The organism is Aeromicrobium sp. P5_D10, assembly GCF_054049535.1.
The window spans coordinates 83,579-103,410 of record NZ_JBFUME010000008.1 but is presented as its reverse complement, the minus strand read 5'-3'; the positions used below and the strand labels follow the sequence as shown (position 1 = coordinate 103,410).

14 protein-coding genes are annotated in these 19,832 nt (G+C 65.4%); 1 reads left to right on the top strand and 13 read right to left on the bottom strand.

What is annotated here, in order from left to right; genetic code table 11:
* Nucleotides 1-4: 4 nt before the first annotated feature.
* Nucleotides 5-736, bottom strand: a complete 732-nt coding sequence (locus ACXJKC_RS15890) for a helix-turn-helix domain-containing protein (protein WP_456697715.1) — start codon at nucleotides 734-736, stop codon at nucleotides 5-7.
* A 267-nt stretch (nucleotides 737-1,003) separates the two neighbouring features.
* Entirely contained in the window at nucleotides 1,004-6,457 is a 5,454-nt protein-coding gene (locus tag ACXJKC_RS15885; RefSeq protein WP_456697714.1) for a DUF7927 domain-containing protein, read from the bottom strand.
* 429 nt (nucleotides 6,458-6,886) lie between these two features.
* Here ACXJKC_RS15885 and ACXJKC_RS15880 point away from each other — a divergent pair, with 429 nt between their 5' ends.
* Nucleotides 6,887-9,337 carry a LuxR C-terminal-related transcriptional regulator gene (locus tag ACXJKC_RS15880; protein ID WP_456697713.1) on the top strand — a complete coding sequence of 817 codons (2,451 nt, stop codon included), beginning with the start codon at nucleotides 6,887-6,889 and terminating at the stop codon, nucleotides 9,335-9,337.
* A 13-nt stretch (nucleotides 9,338-9,350) separates the two neighbouring features.
* Here ACXJKC_RS15880 and ACXJKC_RS15875 read toward each other — a convergent pair whose 3' ends face one another.
* From ACXJKC_RS15875 to ACXJKC_RS15825, 11 genes are all read right to left on the bottom strand, one after another.
* Entirely contained in the window at nucleotides 9,351-10,811 is a 1,461-nt protein-coding gene (locus tag ACXJKC_RS15875; protein ID WP_456697712.1) for an MFS transporter, read from the bottom strand.
* Complete coding sequence (locus ACXJKC_RS15870) at nucleotides 10,808-11,443, bottom strand: TetR/AcrR family transcriptional regulator (RefSeq protein WP_456697711.1); 636 nt, start codon at nucleotides 11,441-11,443, stop codon at nucleotides 10,808-10,810. The genes ACXJKC_RS15875 and ACXJKC_RS15870 overlap by 4 nt, the downstream gene beginning before the upstream one ends.
* A 58-nt stretch (nucleotides 11,444-11,501) precedes the next feature.
* A complete protein-coding gene (locus ACXJKC_RS15865; protein WP_456697710.1) occupies nucleotides 11,502-12,419 on the bottom strand; it encodes a patatin-like phospholipase family protein in 918 nt (305 codons plus the stop codon).
* A gap of 208 nt (nucleotides 12,420-12,627) precedes the next feature.
* Nucleotides 12,628-13,680, bottom strand: a complete 1,053-nt coding sequence (locus ACXJKC_RS15860; RefSeq protein WP_456697709.1) for a lipoate--protein ligase family protein — start codon at nucleotides 13,678-13,680, stop codon at nucleotides 12,628-12,630.
* Nucleotides 13,681-13,839: 159 nt separating this feature from the next.
* Nucleotides 13,840-14,328 carry a hypothetical protein gene (locus ACXJKC_RS15855; RefSeq protein ID WP_456697708.1) on the bottom strand — a complete coding sequence of 163 codons (489 nt, stop codon included), beginning with the start codon at nucleotides 14,326-14,328 and terminating at the stop codon, nucleotides 13,840-13,842.
* A gap of 369 nt (nucleotides 14,329-14,697) precedes the next feature.
* Nucleotides 14,698-14,856, bottom strand: coding sequence for a hypothetical protein (locus tag ACXJKC_RS15850; RefSeq protein WP_456697707.1), 159 nt, complete (start codon nucleotides 14,854-14,856; stop codon nucleotides 14,698-14,700).
* Between the two features lie 144 nt (nucleotides 14,857-15,000).
* Entirely contained in the window at nucleotides 15,001-16,539 is a 1,539-nt protein-coding gene (locus ACXJKC_RS15845; RefSeq protein WP_456697706.1) for a class I adenylate-forming enzyme family protein, read from the bottom strand.
* Between the two features lie 6 nt (nucleotides 16,540-16,545).
* Entirely contained in the window at nucleotides 16,546-17,382 is an 837-nt protein-coding gene (locus ACXJKC_RS15840) for an SDR family NAD(P)-dependent oxidoreductase (protein ID WP_456697705.1), read from the bottom strand.
* The gene (locus ACXJKC_RS15835) at nucleotides 17,379-18,263 is read right to left on the bottom strand and encodes an SMP-30/gluconolactonase/LRE family protein (protein ID WP_456697704.1); all 885 of its coding nucleotides are present in this window, start codon (nucleotides 18,261-18,263) and stop codon (nucleotides 17,379-17,381) included. Before ACXJKC_RS15835 ends, ACXJKC_RS15840 begins: the two co-directional genes overlap by 4 nt.
* On the bottom strand, nucleotides 18,260-19,270 hold the full coding sequence (locus ACXJKC_RS15830) for an amidohydrolase family protein (protein WP_456697703.1): 1,011 nt from the start codon (nucleotides 19,268-19,270) through the stop codon (nucleotides 18,260-18,262). Before ACXJKC_RS15830 ends, ACXJKC_RS15835 begins: the two co-directional genes overlap by 4 nt.
* Nucleotides 19,257-19,790: a cupin domain-containing protein gene (locus tag ACXJKC_RS15825; protein ID WP_456697702.1), complete on the bottom strand. Its 534-nt coding sequence runs from the start codon at nucleotides 19,788-19,790 to the stop codon at nucleotides 19,257-19,259. Before ACXJKC_RS15825 ends, ACXJKC_RS15830 begins: the two co-directional genes overlap by 14 nt.
* Nucleotides 19,791-19,832 lie beyond the last annotated feature (42 nt).

Below are 19,832 nucleotides of genomic sequence, written 5' to 3'. Positions count from 1 at the left end.
CTATTCACATACCTCCACGCGCAGCCTGAAGCTCAGCAATCGCTCTCACCGCCTCGTTCTTCTCCCGCACGCCGGAATGCTCGGACAAGTCCACCGCACGGACCAGCAGCGATTCAGCCACGCCATCCAGCAGCTCATCTTCAACCTCGATGTCCACAACATGCAGGACCACGTTCGCCCGCTGTCGATCGGCTGGCGACAGCAGGTATTGATCCACAAGACCATCAAAGTCCATGGCTCTGACATAGCCTTCAACCAACTGGCCGGCCGAGATTTTCGATCCGGGAACTGAGACCCCCGACTGCCGCAGCCGATCATCGTCACGCAGGTCAGGCAGGTCTCGAACCGAGGCCACCAGCAACATTCGACGCGCCCGGTTGCCCAACGCAACCGCCAAGACTGCTGACGCTTCACCTAAATCATCAGCAGATTCCAATGCCATCAAAGCCCGCAACCGAGCTCGCGCACGCGACCGCTCTGACGGAGCCAAACGGGCAATGGCCTCCTCATAACTCGACGCAACTGCGACTAAAGCCCACGCAGACCTCGCCGACAACGGTCGCCCCGCCGCCTTGCGGTGTCTGACCAGCTCAAGGTCAGCTTCCTCGATCGCCCACTGGTTCCCGATGCGCATCGCCGGCAGCGAACCGGCGCGAATCCGCTGATGAATTCGCTGCGGGTGGACACCCAACAGCCTCGCCGCCTGCGCCACGCTTACCCGACCCACGATAGCCACATTCCTATCGACCTTGAAGTATTGCCGTAATTCTATAAGACTTTATAGGATTCAAACAACACTTCGGCCTGAAACGGTGCGCGCTAGATGAGATATCAGAAGTGACTATGCCTTCGACTCGTACTGAATAGCTTTGAGCGCGGCGAGAGTAAGGACCGATTCAGTGACAGCTCGCAGATCCTTTTCGGCCATGTTGTTCCACAAGCAAACTGCCCGCACCACGGTCTAGGACCATGGGACGGGCAGCGCGGACCTACGTGCGATCGACTAGCTTCCGATCGGTGCTTCTTCCTCGCGGCGACGACGTCCGGCGAGCAACAGTCCGCCTCCGCCGAGCAGCACCAGAAGTGCCACACCGATCATGCCGAGAGTCGCCGGCGCTCCTGCATCAGGCAGCAGCCCGTTGTCCGACGGCGCCGGCGGGGCCTCTGCAGTCTCATGTTTGGTGCACAGCTGAGTGTCGGCTGCACACACCGGCGGCTGGCCTGTCACGGCCACGACGTTGTCCAGAGCGTGGTCGCCCTGCTTGTCGTACGCCTTGACCTTGACCGTGTACTTCACCGTGACGACCTGACCGGATCTCAGCGATCCGACGATGCGGATCTTGCTACCGGTCTTCGTCGCGGCAAGTGCCTCGTTCGATGCCTTCGGTCCCTTGGTGAGTTCAGCATCATCGAGCACGCCGGCCATGTGGTCGGTGTAGTCGACATCAGCCGGCTCGGCCTTGGAACTCTTCGACACGTTGGTGAACGTCAACGTGTACTGGACGTTCTGGCCGGGCTTGACCTCGTCGCCCGACTTCGGGTTGGACGACTTGACCACGGTCACGTTCGACACGGGGTTGATCGTGCAGTCGGCCCGCTTGTCGTCGACCGGCTTGCACTCGGCCGGAGGCGTCGCGCCCTTGTCGACCAGGAAGTTGCCCAGCTGGTCGTCACCGCGCTTGCCGTCGGCCAAGACCTGCACGATGTAGCTGACGGTGACTGTCTCACCGGGCTTCAGGCTGCCGTTGACGTTGAACCGGCCATCAGCCACCTTGGATGCTGCCAGCGCGCTGTCGGAAGACTTCGGCTGAGACACCACCTTGGCGTCGTCCAGCACCTGGGTCAGGACGTCATCGCGGTTCACAGCGACTGCGGCTTCACCCGTGTTGGTGAAGTGCAGCGTGTAGGTCACCTTCTGGCCCGGCTGAACTGTGGAACCCGAAGCCGGGTCGACAGTCTTCCAGTCGTCCAGCTCACCGATCTTGTGTTCGGTCGTTGGCGGCGGCACCTCGGTGCAATCGCCGTCAACCTCACACTTGATCACCGGGACGTCAGGTGTCAGGACATTCTTGGCGATGTTGTCGCCTCGTTTGCCGTCTGCCTTGATCGTGACCTCGTACGTGACGGTCACCGTCTCACCTGCGGCCAATTCGCCGACGATGCGGATCTTGTCAGCAGTTCTTGTGGCTGTGACTCCCGGAGCGGAGCTGACCGGCTCAGAGGTGACGTCACCGTCATCGAGCACCTTCGACAGATCATCGGTCGAGTCCACCGGACCGGCCGCTTTACCGTCATTCGTCCAGGTCAGCGTGTACTTGACGACCTGACCGGCCTTGACTGCCTTGCCCGACTCAGGGTCGGACACCTTGGCCGGAACCACGTGTGGCAACGGAGTTACCACGGTGGGCGGATTGCAGCCGTTATCGGCACAACCCGGCACCTGGGCGGTGTTACGGAGCTCGTGGTCACCGGCGTTGGTAACGGTCACGGTGTACGTGATCGTGGCCGACTGACCCTTCGCCAGCGCACCGGTCCAGGTCATGGTCGGCTTCGAGTACGAGACCGCGCCCTTGGTCGACGCCACATCGTTGTTGTAGGTCGCGTCGTCCAGCACACCGGTCAGATCGTCGGTGAACTTCGCCGGATCGAGCGCCGTGTAGTCGGCCTCACCGTTGTTGGTCACGACCAAGGTGTACGTGACCTTGTCGCCGGTGTTGACGTCCGACTTCGCATCGGAGACCTTCGTGAGCAACAGGTGCCGGATCGGATTCTCCGTCGTCTGCGGCTCGCAATCGACAGGCGCATTCGGCTGGCAGGCCAGCGCATTCTTCAGGATGTGATCAGCCTGATCGACGAATGCCTTGACCTTGACGGTGTAGGTGACTGTCAGCGTCTTACCGACCGGAACGCTCCCGGTGATCAGAATCTTGTCGCCGGCGCCGTTCAGTACTGAGGTCAGGCCCGCATCCGCGTCCGGACCATCGGTCAGGTCGGCGTCATCGATGACACCTGTCAGGTCGTCGGAGGTGTTCACCGTCGCAGCGGTGCCACCGATGTTCTGGAACGACAACGTGTAGGTGATGTCCTGTCCCGGATCGACCGCGGTACCCGAAGCAGGGTTGACAGTCTTGGTCTGCAGCAGACCCGATCCGGGGGTCGAAACGGTTCGACATGCGTCGGTCGGATCCTGAGCCTCGCCGGAAGGGACGCAGGCCAGGTTGTTCAACACCTGGTCACCTGCTCCTGTGTACTTGACGGTGTAGGTCACAGTCGCCGACTCGCCGGCAGCCAGAACGCCCGACCAGGACAGCTTCGTCCCGGCCAGTGAGGAATCGCCGACCGATGAAGTGATGTCAGCCTCGTCGAGCGTTGCGTCGTCGAGCACGTCGGACAGATCGTCATCGAACGTTGCCGGAGCCGTGGTCGTGTAGTCGCCCGGGCCTTCGTTCTTGACCGTGACGGTGTACTTGACCGTCTCGCCCACGGCGGGCAGCTCGGTCTTGTTCGCGGCCTTGCTGAGCGTCAGCTTCGGCAGCTTGAATTCGACGACATCACACGGCATCCCGGTGACCGGGTCGAGGTTGTCGGTGCAGACGGGGATGGGCGGGTTGCAGCCCGAATCGCCTGGCGTGCAGTCGGGCACGAATGCCACATTGCGCACCTTGCCGTCGCCACCGCCCTTGAGCTTCACGTCATAGGTCAACGTGACCGAGGCTCCGGCCGACAATGCACCGGTCCAGGTGATCCGCGGTTCGGTGTAGGTCGGATCGTCACCGAGGTCAGCAGCAAGGGAGTCCTCGTCCAACGTGCCGTCATCGGCCACGCCGGTCAGATCGTCCAGGACGATTGCCGGATCGGCAGTCGTGTAGTCCCCCTCGCCGGTGTTGGTCGCCGTCACCGAGTAAGTGATGACGTCACCGGGTCGTGAGTTCGCGGTCGCGTTCGACGTCTTCTCGATGTCGAGGTTCTTGACCGGGTTCTCGGTCGTGATCGGCTCACAGTCCGGGGCCGAACCAGCCTGGCAGGCCAGCACATTGCCGAGGACGTGATCTGCCTGATCGGCGAACGGCAGAACCTTCACGGTATAAACCACGGTGCGGGTCTGGCCAACTGGAACGGTTCCGCCGATGTTGATCTTGTTGCCGGGACCGTTGAGCGTCGCGGTCAGCGGCGTATCGGTGCTCGGTCCTTCGATCAGATCCGCGTCATCGATGACGCCGGTCAGATCGTCGGACGTGTTGACGGTTGCCGGTGCACGGCCGATGTTCTCGAACGTCAACGTGTAGGTGACTTCCTGCCCCGCCCTGACACTGCTGCCTGAAGCCGGGTCGACGGTTTTGGTCTGCACCAGGCCTGAACCGGGGATCTGCACCTCGCCACAGGTCGCATCCGGGTCCAACGCTTCGTTGGCCGGGACGCACGCCTGGTTGAACAGAACTTTGTCGCCGGCACCGGAGTAGACGACCTTGTACTTGACTGTCGCAACCTCGTTGGCTGCGAGCGCGCCCGTCCAAGAAAGCTTCGGCTCGACAAGTGTTGCTGTGCCAACCGATGAATCGATGTCTGCCGGGTCGAGCGTGCCGTCGTCGAGGACGTCGGTCAGATCGTCTTCGAACGTCGCCGGAGCCGCTGACGTGTAGTCGCCCGGTCCCTCGTTCTTGACCGTGACGGTGTACGTCACCTCATCGCCCACAGCGGGCAGGTCGGTACGGTCTGCGGTCTTGGTGATCGACAGTCGCGGCAGGTCGAAGTCGACCTCGGCGCACGGCTGATCTGAATCGGCGCACGTCTCCGGTGTCACCGGGGCACAGCCCTGATCGCCGGGCACACAATCGGGGCTGAAGGCCACGTTGTGAACCTTGCCGTTGCCGCCGGCCTTCAACTTCACGTCATACGTCAAAGTCACTGATTCGCCGGCCGGCAGCACACCCTTCCAGGTGAGCTTCGAAGCGGCGTAGGCCGGGTCGTCACCGCGGCTGGCGGTGATCGAGGCTTCGTCGAGAGTGCCGTCGTCGAGCACGTCAGTCAGGTCATCGATGACGACTGCCGGGTTGGCGCTGGTGTAGTCGACTGATCCGTTGTTGGTGGCCTTGACGGTGTAGGTCACGGTGTCACCGACACGAGTGTCGGCCGTCGCGGTCGACGTCTTCACGAGATCGAGGCACTGTCCGCCGATCGCGATCTCATCGCCGGTCGTGTCGACCGTGGCGTAGGTCCAGTCATCGATCGAGCGCTTGTCGCCCCACGAATCTCCGCCGAATCCCCAGCCGTGCACTCCGGCGCCGGTGTTGCTGTTGACGCCGGCACGGCCGTCGATCGTCGGGGTCTGGTTGACGACGCCGGTGGTGGACAGGCTGCGGTCATCCCAGTAGAGCGTGCTGCTCGGCAGGTTGGGGCCGTTGAGACGGTTGACGGTGATACCGCCGCGTCCTTCGACGTCTTCCTGGCGGATGTGGATCTCGCCGAGCTTGTCGAAGTGGACGCGGGCGTTGAGCAGCTGGCAGTTCAAGATCGGGTCGCCGTTGGCGTCGCGGCCATCGAATGCGTACGTCGCGTCGCGGGCTACTCCGTCAGCGCCCATGACGATCGAGCGGTCGACGCTGTCGGTGTAGACGCCGTTTCCGTTGGCGTCGATGTCGAGGGTGTACGAGCCCGAGAAGCGGGACGGCATTTTCCAGGAGAACGATCCAGCGGCGGACTGCCCTGACTGCGGCGCGAATGCGAGGTCCTCGACCGTCAGCTCGCTCTCAGAGAGCGGCGCCGGCTTCACGATGAGCTGGCCCGAAGCGCTGGTCGCCGAGACGGGCAGGTCATTCGCGGGGGGCTCGAAGAACAACCGGTACGGCGAGCTGCATGAGGCGGGGAGGCCCGTAACAACGGCAGACTTGTAGCTCGGCACTGCACATTCTGCTTGCGAGACAGGGTTACCCGAGGCACTCGCCTGAATGATCGAGTTGATGCCGTTGTAGTTCTTGAGGTCGATCTTGTAGATGTAACCGACATCGTTGACCGCCCAATAGTTCAGGAGCGGGCTGGCGCTGAGGTTGTTGAGCTTGTACTCGTTCGACCACACCCGGCCCGGAATGTCGACGTTGCCGGTGCGAACCTCGATATTCCAATGGTGGTAGCGGTCGACGGTCTGGCCAGCGGGGTTGGAAACTGTGAACGTCCATATCCCGTCCGCTGTAGCCGTGTGCCGCGTAGCCAAAGCGCGCGCGGTTCCCCCCTGATCGACGAGCCTGAAGTTCGAGTTCGCCCCGGCGGCGGAGTACTTCGAACCGGTGACCCAGATCGTCTCGCCTGCCTTGACGTACGCGTAGAAGACGTTCCTCGAGTTCTGCGGACTGTTGTCGCCCCAGCCGATCGTGTTGGCACCGGCGGAATTCGCGTTGGTTGCCTGCGCAGGTGTGGGTGTGGTCAGTACTGTCGCAATCGACAGCAGACTCGTGAGCAACATGGCCGCAGTAGCCGTGGCGACGAGCCGCGTGCGCCCTCGCCTCGACCCAGGCTGGGTCGGAATCGTCCTGAACGCGTGCATCTACATGAACCCCTTCGCAAAGACATGGACCCACCACCAGAGGGTGAGTCCAATTCATCTAAGTGGCGCGGAGCGGTCTGGGATCGCGAGTGAAGGAGATTTGGTCCACGGTTGGTCCACTGGAAAGGCCCTCTGACCGTCCCCGGTCGCTACTGTCGAAAGCGAATTGTTTTTTTCATCGCGAATCAACTAGGTTGCAAACGGGTGTACCTACCTTCCTCGCGATATTCCGTCGCCAGCGAACTCGACGGGGGCCGAGCGGTGGACCAGTTGTCGCCCTCGCATCAGTCGGACCATCTGTTCGATCTACCGCGTCTGCCAATTCGATTGGCACCACGCGATGCACTCATGCGACGCCTGGACAGGTTCGCGCCGATCACCTTCGTCCAAGCACTCAGTGGCAACGGCAAGACGACGCTCGCGGCGATGTGGGCACAACGCTGCCGCGACCGTGGCGATCACGTCGTGTGGCTCCACGCGTCGGTCGAAGTCAATAGGCCTGCCGCGTTCCTCTCATGCCTACACGCCGCTCTCGGCACCACCAGTTCGCTGTCCCCGGATGAGCGCGTGGTCGTGGTCATCGACGATCTGCAACATCTCGACGATCCCGCGATCGTCGAGGCCCTCGCGACGACCATTCGCCAGAACTCCCACATTCATCTCGTCGCCTGCGTCGACGCGCCGCACTCCCTCGCTGCGGCGGCCCGGCGCCACCACATCGAGACCAACACGATCCTCGGCGTCCACCTCACGATCGGCCGTGCTGACATACGTCCGTTCGCCGAGGCTTGGGGACACGACGTCTGCGAGGAACAGGCCGACCAGCTGTACCACCTCATCGGAGGATGGCTTCTCCCGCTCCGCCTGGTGCTGGACACGAACCCCATCGGTTCGACGACGTTCGCGACTGATGCGGCTCAAGAGTTCCTCGAGCACGACGTGATGGCTCGGGTGCTCGACACCCATGCAGTCAGCTTGGCGATGCGCCTGGCACTGGCCAGATCGATCACCGAAGAGACCGCGGGAGCAACCCTGGCCGGTATGCCCGAGATTCACGGAACGCCCCTCGCCGTCTTACAAGACTTCCAGCGGATCGGGCTGCTTCAACGACGCTCGCAGACCTGGCACTTCCCCACCCTCGTCAGGCACACATTGGTCGCCGCGTTCGAACGGGAACACCCAGACGAGGCTCGTGATTGTCATCGAGCGCTGGCACGGTCGCTGCACGAGTCCGGCGCCGATCTGGGCCAGGTGCTGTGGCATGCTCGCCGCGGCGAGGACTGGGCAAGGCTCGCTTCGTTGTGGACGGTCAACATGCTTCAACTCACCGTCGACCACCCGGACGATGCCGTCTTCGCGTACTCCGATATCCCCGAGTCAGCCCTCGCCACCAGGCCTGCACTGACGATTCCCGGAACGATCGTGCACTCGCTGGTGGGTCGCCCCGAAAGCGATGAATGGCGGATGCTGTTACGCAAATACATGGACATCGGCACAGAGGCCCTCACCAACAGGACGGCGTACACCAATCTCACGGAACTCGGGATCACCTTCGCCGCTGCCATGATCGCGCAGCGAGTCGACGGGAACCCCGCCGAATCTCGTGACCTTGCTCTTCGCTTCAACGCCGAGCTCGAACGACCCAGCAGGAACCCGCCCGTCACCCCGGCGTTCAAGGCGTGGTTCTACCTGCAATGGGGGATGACCGAGCTTCTGGCAAATGACCTGCCTCGGGCCACGCAGCTGACTATCAAGGCCTTCGAGGTGGCGGAAGGCCGGGAGTCGGTCTACATCGCGTCGAATGCATCGGCGCACCTGGCGCTCATTCATGCGTTGACCGGTGCGACCTCTGATGCTCGACATTGGCTCGACATCCACGACGGCTTCGACACCAGCAGCCAGTGGATGCATCACCTCATCACCTTGCCCGCCCACATCGCTCGTGCCCTGCTCCATCTGGATCAACTCGATGTCGCTGGCGCAGACGCCGAACTGAAGCCGGTGGGCGACGGCGTCAGCGGCGTTGAGCTGTGGCCGTTCATCGCCCTCGCGGCGACGCGGCGTGCTCTCCTGTTCGGTAACACCATCGGGATGCTCGCCCAGATCGACCACCTGGCGTCCGCCCACGCACAGCATTTACGTCACGACGGTGCAGGACGTCGCGTGGTGCACCGTTGCCGGGCAGACCTTCTCATCTCGCTCGGGAGAGTGCATTCTGCTCAGCGGCTGATCGACGGGGCTCCTGAATCCCGGCCGTCGCTCCAGGCGTCATCGGCCCGGATCGAGCTCATCACAGGTCATCCTGAGCGGGCCCGCCAGGTGGCCGCGGCCGATTCGTGGGAACAGTCGACCAGCGTTCGCGCACGTATCGACCTGCTCATGATTCAGGCGGCCGGCGCACTGGCGATGGGCGATGCCCCCGGCGGACAGACCCTTTTCGATCGCGCCATGGGGCTTGCGCATTACGCCCGCATCCAAGGTGCGTCGCTCCTGGTGCCCAAGACCGTCGCCGACAGGTTCGCCGATCCGGCCGCGCCTCCTGACTGCGGCGTCTCAGGGATCTCGCCGAACCGCCCGTTTCCCGAGGCGGTCACGGTCGTGCGTCTTTCGCCACGAGAGACAGCTGTGCTGGAGCTCTTCGCCGAACACGATTCGATCGCCGAGATGGCCCGCGCGCTGACAGTGTCGGTCAACACCGTCAAGAAGCAGACAGTCTCGATCTACGCCAAGCTCGGGGTCCACGATCGTCGGGCCGCGCTGCTTCGCGCGCGGCAACTGGGGTTGCTTGCGCCGGAGTGAGGGCGGTTGACCGTCAGTCCGCGAGTGCCGGGGCGGTGGCTGCGGCCGGCGGGGCGACCTTGTTGACGCGGATGAGCGCCAGCGACGCGATCAGCGCAAGCACCGTCACCGCGATCGCTGCCTGGAAGGCGTGCTGCTGTCCGGCCACGAAGATGTCAGCCTGCCCCGCGGCGGTGCTCGCGCGAGCGCCAAGCTCACTGGCCCGGTCGGCCGCCGCGTGGGCGAAGACCGTGCCGAAAGCGGCGAGGCCGATCGCGCCGCCGACCTGCTGGCCGGTGCTGAGCAGCGCTGACGCGAGGCCGGTCTCGTGCGGGGCGACGCCGTTGACGGCGGTCATGGTCAGCGGCACGAAGCTGCAGCCCATGCCCACACCGAGCAGCAGGATGGACCCGAGGAACGGCCAGTAGCTGCTGCTTGCGTCGAGCTGCGTGAACGCGATCATCGCGGCGATGGCAAGTATCGGGCCGGCTGTGAGGAACGGACGGATGCCGATCTTCGGGATAAGTGGCCGGACCACCACGATCGACATGAACATGATCAGCGCCGGCATGGGCAGGAAGCCGAGACCGGTGCGCAGCGGGCTCCATCCGTGCACGTTCTGCAGGTACTGCGCCATGAAGTAGAACGTCGTGAACAGCGCTGCCGCCAGGAACAGCATGATCAGGTACGTGCCGGTGCGGTTCCGGTTCGCGAAGATCCGGAACGGCATGAGCGGATGCTCCGAGAAGTGCTCAATCACGACGAACGCGATCAGCAGCACCGCAGCGGAAACGAGGGACACGACGGTGGTCGTGGAGCCCCAGCCGTCACTCGCGGCCTCGGTCAGGCCGTAGACCAGCGTCGACATGCCGGCTGTGACAGTGATCGCGCCTGGCAGGTCGAGCTTGGTGCCAGATCCCTGCGATTCGTTGAGTACGCGCGGGGCCAGGAAGAGCACGATCGCGCCGATGGGGACGTTGATGAACAAGGCCCAGCGCCAGCTGGCGTAGTCGGTCAGCACACCGCCGACCAGCAGCCCCAGCGCACCGCCGGATGCGGCCATGGCCGCGAACACGCCGAAGGCACGAGCACGTGCCGCCGGCTCGGTGAACGTCGTGGCCAAGAGTGCAAGCGCAGTGGGTGCGGCGATCGCGCCACCGGCGCCCTGCACGGCCCGGGCGATGATCAGCATCGGCTCACTGTTGGCGAGTCCACCGACAAGCGACGCGGCCGCGAAGATCGCGATGCCGATCATGAACATGCGCCTGCGACCGAAAAAGTCGCCGGTGCGTCCGCCGAAGAGCAGGAGTCCGCCGAAAGCCAGCGAATAGGCCGTGACGACCCAGGTGAGGTTGTCGAGCGAGAAGTCGAGGTCAGCGCGGATGCTCGGCAGCGCGACGTTGACGACGGTCGCGTCGAGCACGACCATGAGCTGCGCGACGCAGATCACGGCGAGGGCGAGCCCGCCGTTGCGGGTTGTCTGTGGGGAGGTCATGGGATGTCTTTCGTCTGAGGTGCCGAGACGGGTCGTGCGGGGTGGCCGAGTACCGGGAGCAGCACGCTGCCCACGATCTGCTCGGCATAGGCGCGGCCAGCGGGCTGGCCGGTCATGAGCGCCCGCTGCAGCATGAGGGATGGCACGAGGCTTGCGGCCATGGCGACATCGACCTCGGGGCCGAGCTCGCCACGGCTCCGCGCACGTTCGAGCGTCCCGGTGATGAGTGCGATGCGCGGTTCGGTGAAGCGGTTCTTGAAGGCTTCGAGCAGCTCGGGTTCCCGTGGCAGGGCGGAACAGATGCTCACCATGACCTGCTGCAGTTGGTGGGAGTGAGGATTGCACGAGGCGGCGATCAACAATTCGATGTCCCCCTCGAGCGAACCGGTGTCGATCGTGTCGACTGCCGGCTTGAGGGAGGCCATGGCGTCGATGACCAAGTCGGCTTTGTTGCTCCAACGGCGGTAGACCGTGGCCTTGCCGACGCCGGCCGCGGTGGCAACACCCTCCATCGACAAACGGTCGTAGCCGTCCCGCACGAGGGCCTCGATCGCCGCATCGATGATCGCCTCGTCGCGACTCGGGTCGCGAGGGCGGCCCCGCTGCGGTTCGTCGGTGATGTCGGTTTCCACTTTGCGAGGCTAGCACGATACGGAACGGGTTCGTATCGTAATCTTCGTGAGGCGTGGGTCACTGTCTATCTGGGCTCCCCCGGAACACCTCGGTGAGTCGGTCGGCGAGCGCCTGACCTTGGTCGTAACCGGCCTGGGCGGCGGGTCGTCGCAGCGACAGATCCATCGCATTGGCGCCGAACATGTGCTCAGCATCGGTATCCGGGACGACCGTCTCGACCTGGCTGCCACCTGCCCGGAGCGCGTCGACCTGTGCTGCGAGTTGCGTACCCCATTCCAACGGATGCAGCGTTCGACCACCGAGCGGAGACAGCACCAGGACCCGCTTGCAACCAGCAGCCAGGTCGGCATTCTCGGCGTTGGCCCGATAGCCGCCATCGATATAGGGCGTGCCGCCGATCCGGTAGGGAAGTCCACCGCCGGCGCAGCTCGCGGCCACAGCGTCCACCAGATCGACCCCGCTGCGCCGGTCGAACGCCACTGGATCGCCGGTGTTGGCGTCGACCGCGGTGATGAGCACCGGACGTTCTGGCCAACGGTCACTCGGCAACCGCGAGGCGACGATGTTGCGCCATTGCGTCTGCCAAGCGCCATCCGACTCCGCCTCCCTGACCAACGCCATCGCACCCATTCGGCGCCGCATATCGGCCACATCCTCGGAGGAGGCGATGATCTTGCGGAACCTCTCGAGGTGATCTGTCGTCTGCCCAGTCGGCCGTTGCCCAGATCTGGCTGGGGCCTGCTGTTCCTGAGTGGCGGTGAACAGCTCGGACGGGGGCGCGCCAGCTATCTGAGCAACGGCGGTGGATCCGGCCGATGTCCCGATCGTCAGGTCAGCAGTGGTCACGTCGAGCCCGGCATCGAACAGGCCGGCGATGATGCCGATCAGCCACGCGTTGCCGGTCGATCCGCCGCCACCCAGGACCAACGCTCGCTCACGAGTCGTGAACTGCGGAGTAGAAGGTGTTGTGTTCATGGGATTGCCTTTCGCACATTGCGTATCGGGCACTCCCCATGGCGACTAACTCAGTCGCACAATCGTGGACTGCAGGGGAGCGCCCACTGTGGATACTGCGTTCATGGGGTCCCACCTCCTACAGATAGATCACGATTCGCCGGAACGCTAACACGGCGGTGAGATGGCGGGCAAGCAACGTCATGCCACGTCTCGAGCGGGTTCTGGGTCAGGGGACGCGGGCGGTCCAGGCCGGATCCACGTATTTGGTCTGGGCCAGCGCCTGCGCCTCGTCCAGAGTCGTCTCGTCGATCTGCGTCTCCGTCAGGCCGTAGCTCATGCGGAAGTGCTCGAGCATCGCATCGACGACCTTCTCCCGGCTCAGGCCCGTCTGACTGCGGATGGGATCGACCCGCTTCGCCGCGCTGACGTGCCCCTTGTCGCTGAGCTTCTCGCGACCGATCCGCAAGATGTCGAGCATCTTCGCGGCGTCCATGTCGTACGACATCGTGACGTGGTGCAGCACGGCCCCGCTCGCCAGACGCTTCTGGGCGGCACCGCCGATCTTGCCGAGCGGCGAGGCGATGTCGTTGAGCGGGACGTAGCTCGCATCGACGCCCAGCTCTCGCAGCGCCCGGATCACCCACGCGTCGAGGAAGGTGTACGAGTCGGCGAACGACAGCCCCTCGACCAGGGTCGCCGGAACATAGAGCGAGTACGTGATGGTGTTGCCCGGCTCGACGAACATCGCGCCGCCACCGGAGATGCGTCGCACGACCGTGGCGTCGTGACGGGTCGCCGCCTCGACGTCGACCTCGTTGGACAGCGACTGGAATGACCCGATGATCACGGCATTGGACGCCCACTCCCAGACGCGCAGAGTCGGGGGACGTACGCCCTCCCCGACCTGCCGCGCCACGACCTCGTCGATCGCCATCTGCATCGGCGGGTGCTGTGGGCCGGCGACGAGCAGCTCGAAGTCGTGGTCGTGCCACGCGGTCGATCGGCCGAGGGCGCGGAGCACGGCGTGCGCGACGGCCGCCGGATCAAAACCCACCATCACCGCGTCACCACGAGCGCGGTCGACCGTCTGTACAAGCTCGCCGAGACTTGCCTCGGCCGACCGACCCTCAAGGGCGTTCGACATGTCGCCGAGTGCCTCGTCAGGCTCCAGGAAGAAGTCTCCGCTCAGCACGACGTCGCGGATGACACCGTCGATCACCTGAAGATCAACGACCACGAGCTTGCCGCCAGGGACCTTGTACTCGCCATGCCTCGTCATACAGGTTTCAATGATCAGCGGGGAGGGGATATTCCGGTGCGTGCCGGCACCACGCACACCATGTAGCCCAGATTCGAAGCGAAGGCGACGTCCGCAACCGTCGATATGTCAGCAATGCCCGACTACCAAAATCGGCGTCGTGGCACGCAGTTGGTCTGGTCAGAGTCCGTCGAATGCCGACGCGATCGCACCCTGGCGACCTGGCCGGACGGCGTACCAACACAGCACGGTGGCAAGCAGATCCGTCTCGTCGCGGATGGCATTGACCCGGATCTTGAAGGTCCGGCTGGACCGGCGGCGCAGCAACGCGACCCGCACGCCCTCGCAGCGCACTTCGGTTTTCCACCGCCTGGTGTGCAGGAACTCGTAGTGCCGTCCGTGCAGATCGAGGTGACCGTTGTGGGTGTGGCGCCGCGTGGCTTTCTTTGCCCCGTTGTTCAGCACGACGTCGCCCTCAGGCAGTCGGATGGTGTGGGTGCCGCCCCCCGACAGATTCGGGCCCGAGTACTTGCCGACGCCGCCCTGATACGTCGCTCGCACCTGCCCGGCAGTATCAAAGACTGTCACCACTCCGGCAGTATCGATGGTCGCCGGCCAGCCGAAGGGGGAAGCGAACTCCCGGGTCTTTGCATGGGATCGGCGGCTCACACCTGAAGCCTAATGCGCAGACTCCAGGGGCTCGCGACAGGTGCAGACAGCGGCATCCGCCAGCCCTCGGACGTCATCTTCTGCAAGAGAGCACCCGTCGTCACGTTCCCCCGATTTTCGGACATTCCCTCACCCGAGCGCTGTCACCGGAACGATCGGCCTGGCCGTGATAGTTCACGCGACCGTGGCAGAGTTCACCATCGGTTTAGTTCCCGCGTTCGCCTTCTCGTTGCGCAACGCCGACGGTGTCGCCGGAATCGTCGTGGTCTTCGCAATGACTCAGAGCTGAAGAGGTTCGCAATTATGAGAGTTAAAGGCGGCGAGTCTCTTGAGGCGAACTCGCTTCACCCGATCTCGATCAGTCTGGCCTCAGCCTTCCTTCTGCTCATTGTGTCCTACTGCGCGACAATCGGGTGTTCTCGGCAAGGTACGGGCCGCCGACGTGGTCGAGATGACGTCGACCCCTGTGCCGCAGCCCGCGACCTGCCGGACCGCCTGCGCGAATCGGCCGTCGTCTACGACGATCACGCGGTCAGCCCCAACGATCTGAGGACATCCGTCGTCTCCGGCCCTCTAGTCGTAGTGATGATCGGGCTCGCACCCAGCCAGGCGACCAGCTGCACCCCTGGAGGCCGACCCCCGAGGACGCCGCGTTCGCGCTCCGCACGTCGGTCAAGGCGCGGCCTTGGCACCGGTCTTGAGGGCAAACTTGCGGATCTTGCCCACCGACGTCCGAGGCAGTGTGTCCGTGATCATGATCTCCCGCGGTCGCTTCGACGGCGCCAGCCTCGCCTCGCACCACTGCGCGATCTCGTCGATCGTGACGGAGGGGTCGCGAAGGACGACGAAGGCGACCGGCACCTCGTCGCGGATCTCGTCCGGAGCCCCGACGACGGCGGTCTCAAGGACACCGGGGTGCGACGAAATGACGTCCTCGACCTCGACGGTCGACACGTTCTCGCCGCTGACCTTGAGCATGTCGCCCCGTCGTCCCACGAACCAGTACAAGCCGTCGGCGTCGGTGCGGGCGAGGTCGCCCGTGTGGAACCAGCCGTCCCGCAGCGGTGAAGCGACCCCGTCGTCCGCCAGGTAGCCCAGGAAGATGTCACGCCCCGGAACGCCCTTCACGACGATTTCACCGACGCCGCCCACCGTCACTGGCCCGCCACTCAACGGATCCCGCAGCGCCACCGCGGCACCCAGCGTGGGCTCGCCCAGGCAGTCGTGACGCGGGTGCAGCGCCCGGTTCGTGATCGGCGCGACGATCGTCTCGGTCATCCCGTAGAGCTGCCGGGGCCGGCATCCGACCAGCCCGGCGAACTCCTCGTACTGCTCGTGAGGGATACCCTGGGCGTACCAGACGTGGCGCAGCCTGAGCGGCTGCTCTGGGCGCCTCGCGCGGGCGAGGATCATCTTGATTGGTGCCGCGAAAAGGCTCGCACAGGTCGCTTCCAATCTCGCCGCCTGTTCGAGGAAGCGGGTGGCCGAGAAGGCCGACGTGAGAGCCACCGATGCGCCGGAGCAGATGGCCGCCGCGAACGAGTAGTACTGCGCGTTGGCGTGGAACAGGGGCAGGACCACCAGCATCCGATCGGACGGCCTCATCGCCGCGGCAGCAGCCATGACGTCGCCAGCCCGGGCGAAGTTGGCCTGGGTCACCACGGCGCCCTTCGGCGCCGAGGTCGTGCCTGACGTGAAGAGCACCGCAGCGGGGGTGTCGCCGTTCGGCACCGGGTCGGTCGACGTCGCCGCCCGCGGAGCCCGTCTCGGCAGGGCGCTGTCGCGCTCGTCGAGGACGATCGTGGAAGGGCGCTGGCCAGAGGATCCGACAGCCTCGGCCACCCTCGCCGCGTTGTCCGAGCTGGTCACCACGAGCTCCGGCCGCACCACGGCCAGCTGCCGGGCGAACTCGGCCGACGTGCCTCGCGGGTCGGTGGGCACGATCACGGCACCGATCTTGACGGCCGCGAGCCAGATCGCGACGAACTGGGGCGAGTTGGCCAACGACAGCTGGGCACGACTGCCCTCCCGAGCGCCGTTCTGCCGCAGCACGTCGACGGTGGAGTCGACGATCTGGTCGAACTCCCCGTACGAGTAGGTGTAGACGTGGCCGTCGGGGTCCTCCCAGATCAGGAAGGGCGCTTGGGGATCCGCGGCGACCGCTTCGGTCCACCGACTCAGCAGAGAAGCTCCCGAGGTGTGATCGGTCATTGCTCCTCAGCCCCTCACCGGGACGGGCGTCGAGCCGTCGTCCGTGACGGACACCTGGATCGCCTCGGAGTGCGACGACGCACCCGCGTCGACCGGCAGTACCGTGCCCGTGACCCACCGTGCCGCGGGGCCGGCCAGGTACAGCACGGCCTCCGCGACGTCCCAGGCCGTGCCCTCTGTGCCGAGAACGTTGAGCTCTGCCCGCCTCGTCCTGAAGCCCGCATCAGGTCCCGACCTGGTCGACACCATGGGTGTGTGGACGAGGCCCGGGGCCACGGCGTTCACCCTGATTCCCTGTCGGCCGTGCTGGCTGGCCATGGCTCGGGTCAGGTTCACGACGGCGCCCTTCGTGGTCGCGTACGCGATGCCGGCATGTCCACCCCGCAGTCCCGCGAGGGACGACATGTTGACGATCGAGCCACCATCGCCGGCCGCCATGTAGGGGATGACGAAGCGCGAGACGATCACCATCGAGGTCAGGTTGATCGACAGGCAGCGCTCCCAGCCGGCAAGGTCGACATCGACGACGCTCCCCGGGGGGCCGGCGACACCGACGTTGTTGAACAGCACGTCGACCTGACCGGTGACGGCAGCGACGTGGTCGACGACGGAACGCACCTGGGCCGGATCGGTCACGTCGCATACGTGTGCGGAGGCCCGGCCGCCCCTCTGCACGATCATGTCGACGGTGACGCGCGCGGAGGCGCCGACGTCGAGGACGGCCACCGTGGCCCCCTCGTCGGCCAACCTGATGGCCGCGGCGCGCCCGTTGCCGATACCCTCGTCGGCGGAGCCGCCCCCGGTCACGATCGCCGTGGCGCCGCGTAGGGACCCGGCGCTCATGCGAGCGGCACCTCGACGCGGACGGAGCGAAGCGTGGAGTCACGGGTGTGGCCGCGCTCGCTCTCCAGAAAGCTTGGCGAGACAGCAAGAAACAGGGTGCGACCGTCAGCACCGCCTAGGGTCACGTCGAAGATCTGGCCGTCGTCGACCGTGATCTCCTGCAGCACCTCGCCTCCCTCGCGCACCCGCAGGGTTCTGTGATGGAACGGGTCCGCGACCCAGATCGCACCCTCGGCGTCAGGCTCGGAGATGCCGTCCGGAGTGACGTGCAGCAATGGCGAGATCTCGCCCATGTCGCGGGTCGCAGGCATCTCGCCGAACCGCGCCCACTCACGCCGGTTCGACAGCGAGCCGTCGGTGGAGACGTCGAACGCCGTCAGGCAGTTGCCGAGGAACTCAGCGACGATCAGCGTCTCGCCGTCGCAGACCGAGCCGTTCGGGCACCACAGGTCGTCCGCCACGACGGCGGCGCCTCCGTCCGGATCGACCCGGATCACGACAGCACCTTCCATCGGTGCGCCGTTCGTGATGTCGAATCCGAAGCACCCGACCCAGCAGCGGCCCTGGGGATCGACCGCCATGTCGTTGATCTGCCACTTGGCCAGCCCCTTCAGATCGGCGTGGGTGACGACGGTGCCGTCGTGCTCACGCCTGACAATGCGCTGATCCTGCATCGAGACCGCCAGCAGTCGTCCGTCCGGCAACCTGCCCAGGCCTGAAGGATTGCCCGGGACCGCGAGCTCGACGCGGCGGTCGCTCCCGTCCTCACGGACGCTCAGCACACGCTGCGTGTAGCAGTCGCTCAACCACACGCGGTCGTCCAGCCAGCGTGAGCCCTCGAGGAAGCTTGCGTCGTCGAGGACGACCGACATCTGGTTCATCTGACTCTCCTTGAATGATGGTCGGAGGGCGGCAGGCCCAGGAAATGTGAGGCGTTGGCCACCAGAAGGTCGGCCCTGGTCGTGGCCCGCAAGGCGCCCGAGGCAAGGGCATCGTCGACGGCGGCGAGGGCGTCGGCCACGGGAAAGAAAGGGGCGTCGCTCCCGAGCATCAGCCGACTCGGCCCCAGTCGGTGCTCGACGAGCCCGAGATGGACCGGGTCGAGCAGGATCGAGTCGGCGTAGAGCCTGGCGGTTGCCGCGGACCAGTCGCCGTCGGCGATGCCGCTCTGCTCGGCGGCAAGACGGAGTCTCGGGTAGACCCACGGATAGGTGCCGCCACCGTGGGCGAGCGCCACCCGCAGCGCGGGGTGACGGGCAAGGACCCCGCCAAGCACGAGGGCCGCTGCCGCCAGACCCGTGTCGACCAGCATCCCCATGCCGACGTCGAAAGGCGCACCGCCTCGGCGCACGACACCGCGTCCGCCCTCCACCGGGTGCACGAACACACAGGCGTCGAGTCGCTCGCAGGCGGCCCACAGTCCGGCGACGGCCGGCTCGTCGAGATCGAGCCCGCCCATGCGCGTGCCCACGAGAACTCCGCGCAGCCCCATCGCGAGGCAACGAGCGAGCTCGGTCTCCGGCTCCTGCCGAGGCAGGCATCCGAGGCCGATGAGTCGGCCGCCCGATTCGTCCACCGCCGCGGCGATCGAGTCGTTGACATCGCGAGCGTAGGAGGGATCGGCCGTCCACGCATGCTCCATGAACACGGGGAACGGCGAGACCACCTGGTGCGACACGCCAGCCGAGTCCAGCTCGGCGAGGCGCGCGGTCACGTCCCACGCACCAGGTGCCAGCGTCCGCAGGACCATGCCTCCACGGACGATCGCGCCCTCGCCCGACTCGACGACCAGGTGCGGAGCGTCCTCGTCAGCGAACCGGGTGTCGCGTCCGACGACATGGGCGTGCACGTCGATGGCCGTGAACGGCACCGGCTCAGCCGGTCGCATCGTCTGCTCTCGGCATCGGCGACACGGCACCTCCGAGGGCCGACAGGTCGTCACCCAGCACCAGGTCGCCGATGCGCACCGGCGGTGAGTCCATCAGCACGAACAGCAGCCGGATGGGTTCGGCGCCGCGCGGGACCCACTCGTGCATCGTTCCGCGCTGGATCACGAAGTCGCCGGGCCCGAGGCTCTCCACGACGTCGCCGCTGTCGAGCACCATGTCCAGCTGACCCGACAAGATCAGGGCGATGTCCTGCGTCTCCGTGCGGTGCATGCTCGGGGTGTCGAACTCCTCGGGCGAGAACTCGGCAGTGCGGAACAGCACCCGCGTGCCTGGGGGCCCCGGCATCCCGTCGTCGAAAGCGTCCGCGTCGTTGCTCGGCGGGAACTGGCTGGTGCACCAGACGACCTTGGCCTCGTAGCCGGGCAGCCGCGGCTCCGAGTCCACGATCTCGTCCGACGCGACGACTGCGCGTCCCTCGTCGTCGTGAGCGGTGACGACGCGTCTGAAGCTGAAGGTCATCGAGGTGCCTCTCGCAGGTGATGTGCAGATGGGTGGGAGCGA

Coding starts and splice junctions, on each gene's coding strand:
- ACXJKC_RS15885 (WP_456697714.1), bottom strand. CDS start 6,457: ATGTTGCTCACGAGTCTGCTGTCGATTGCGACAGTACTGACCACACCC.
- ACXJKC_RS15880 (WP_456697713.1), top strand. CDS start 6,887: ATGCGACGCCTGGACAGGTTCGCGCCGATCACCTTCGTCCAAGCACTC.
- ACXJKC_RS15875 (WP_456697712.1), bottom strand. CDS start 10,811: ATGACCTCCCCACAGACAACCCGCAACGGCGGGCTCGCCCTCGCCGTG.
- ACXJKC_RS15865 (WP_456697710.1), bottom strand. CDS start 12,419: ATGAACACAACACCTTCTACTCCGCAGTTCACGACTCGTGAGCGAGCG.
- ACXJKC_RS15860 (WP_456697709.1), bottom strand. CDS start 13,680: ATGACGAGGCATGGCGAGTACAAGGTCCCTGGCGGCAAGCTCGTGGTC.
- ACXJKC_RS15845 (WP_456697706.1), bottom strand. CDS start 16,539: ATGACCGATCACACCTCGGGAGCTTCTCTGCTGAGTCGGTGGACCGAA.
- ACXJKC_RS15840 (WP_456697705.1), bottom strand. CDS start 17,382: ATGAGCGCCGGGTCCCTACGCGGCGCCACGGCGATCGTGACCGGGGGC.
- ACXJKC_RS15835 (WP_456697704.1), bottom strand. CDS start 18,263: ATGAACCAGATGTCGGTCGTCCTCGACGACGCAAGCTTCCTCGAGGGC.
- ACXJKC_RS15830 (WP_456697703.1), bottom strand. CDS start 19,270: ATGCGACCGGCTGAGCCGGTGCCGTTCACGGCCATCGACGTGCACGCC.
- ACXJKC_RS15825 (WP_456697702.1), bottom strand. CDS start 19,790: ATGACCTTCAGCTTCAGACGCGTCGTCACCGCTCACGACGACGAGGGA.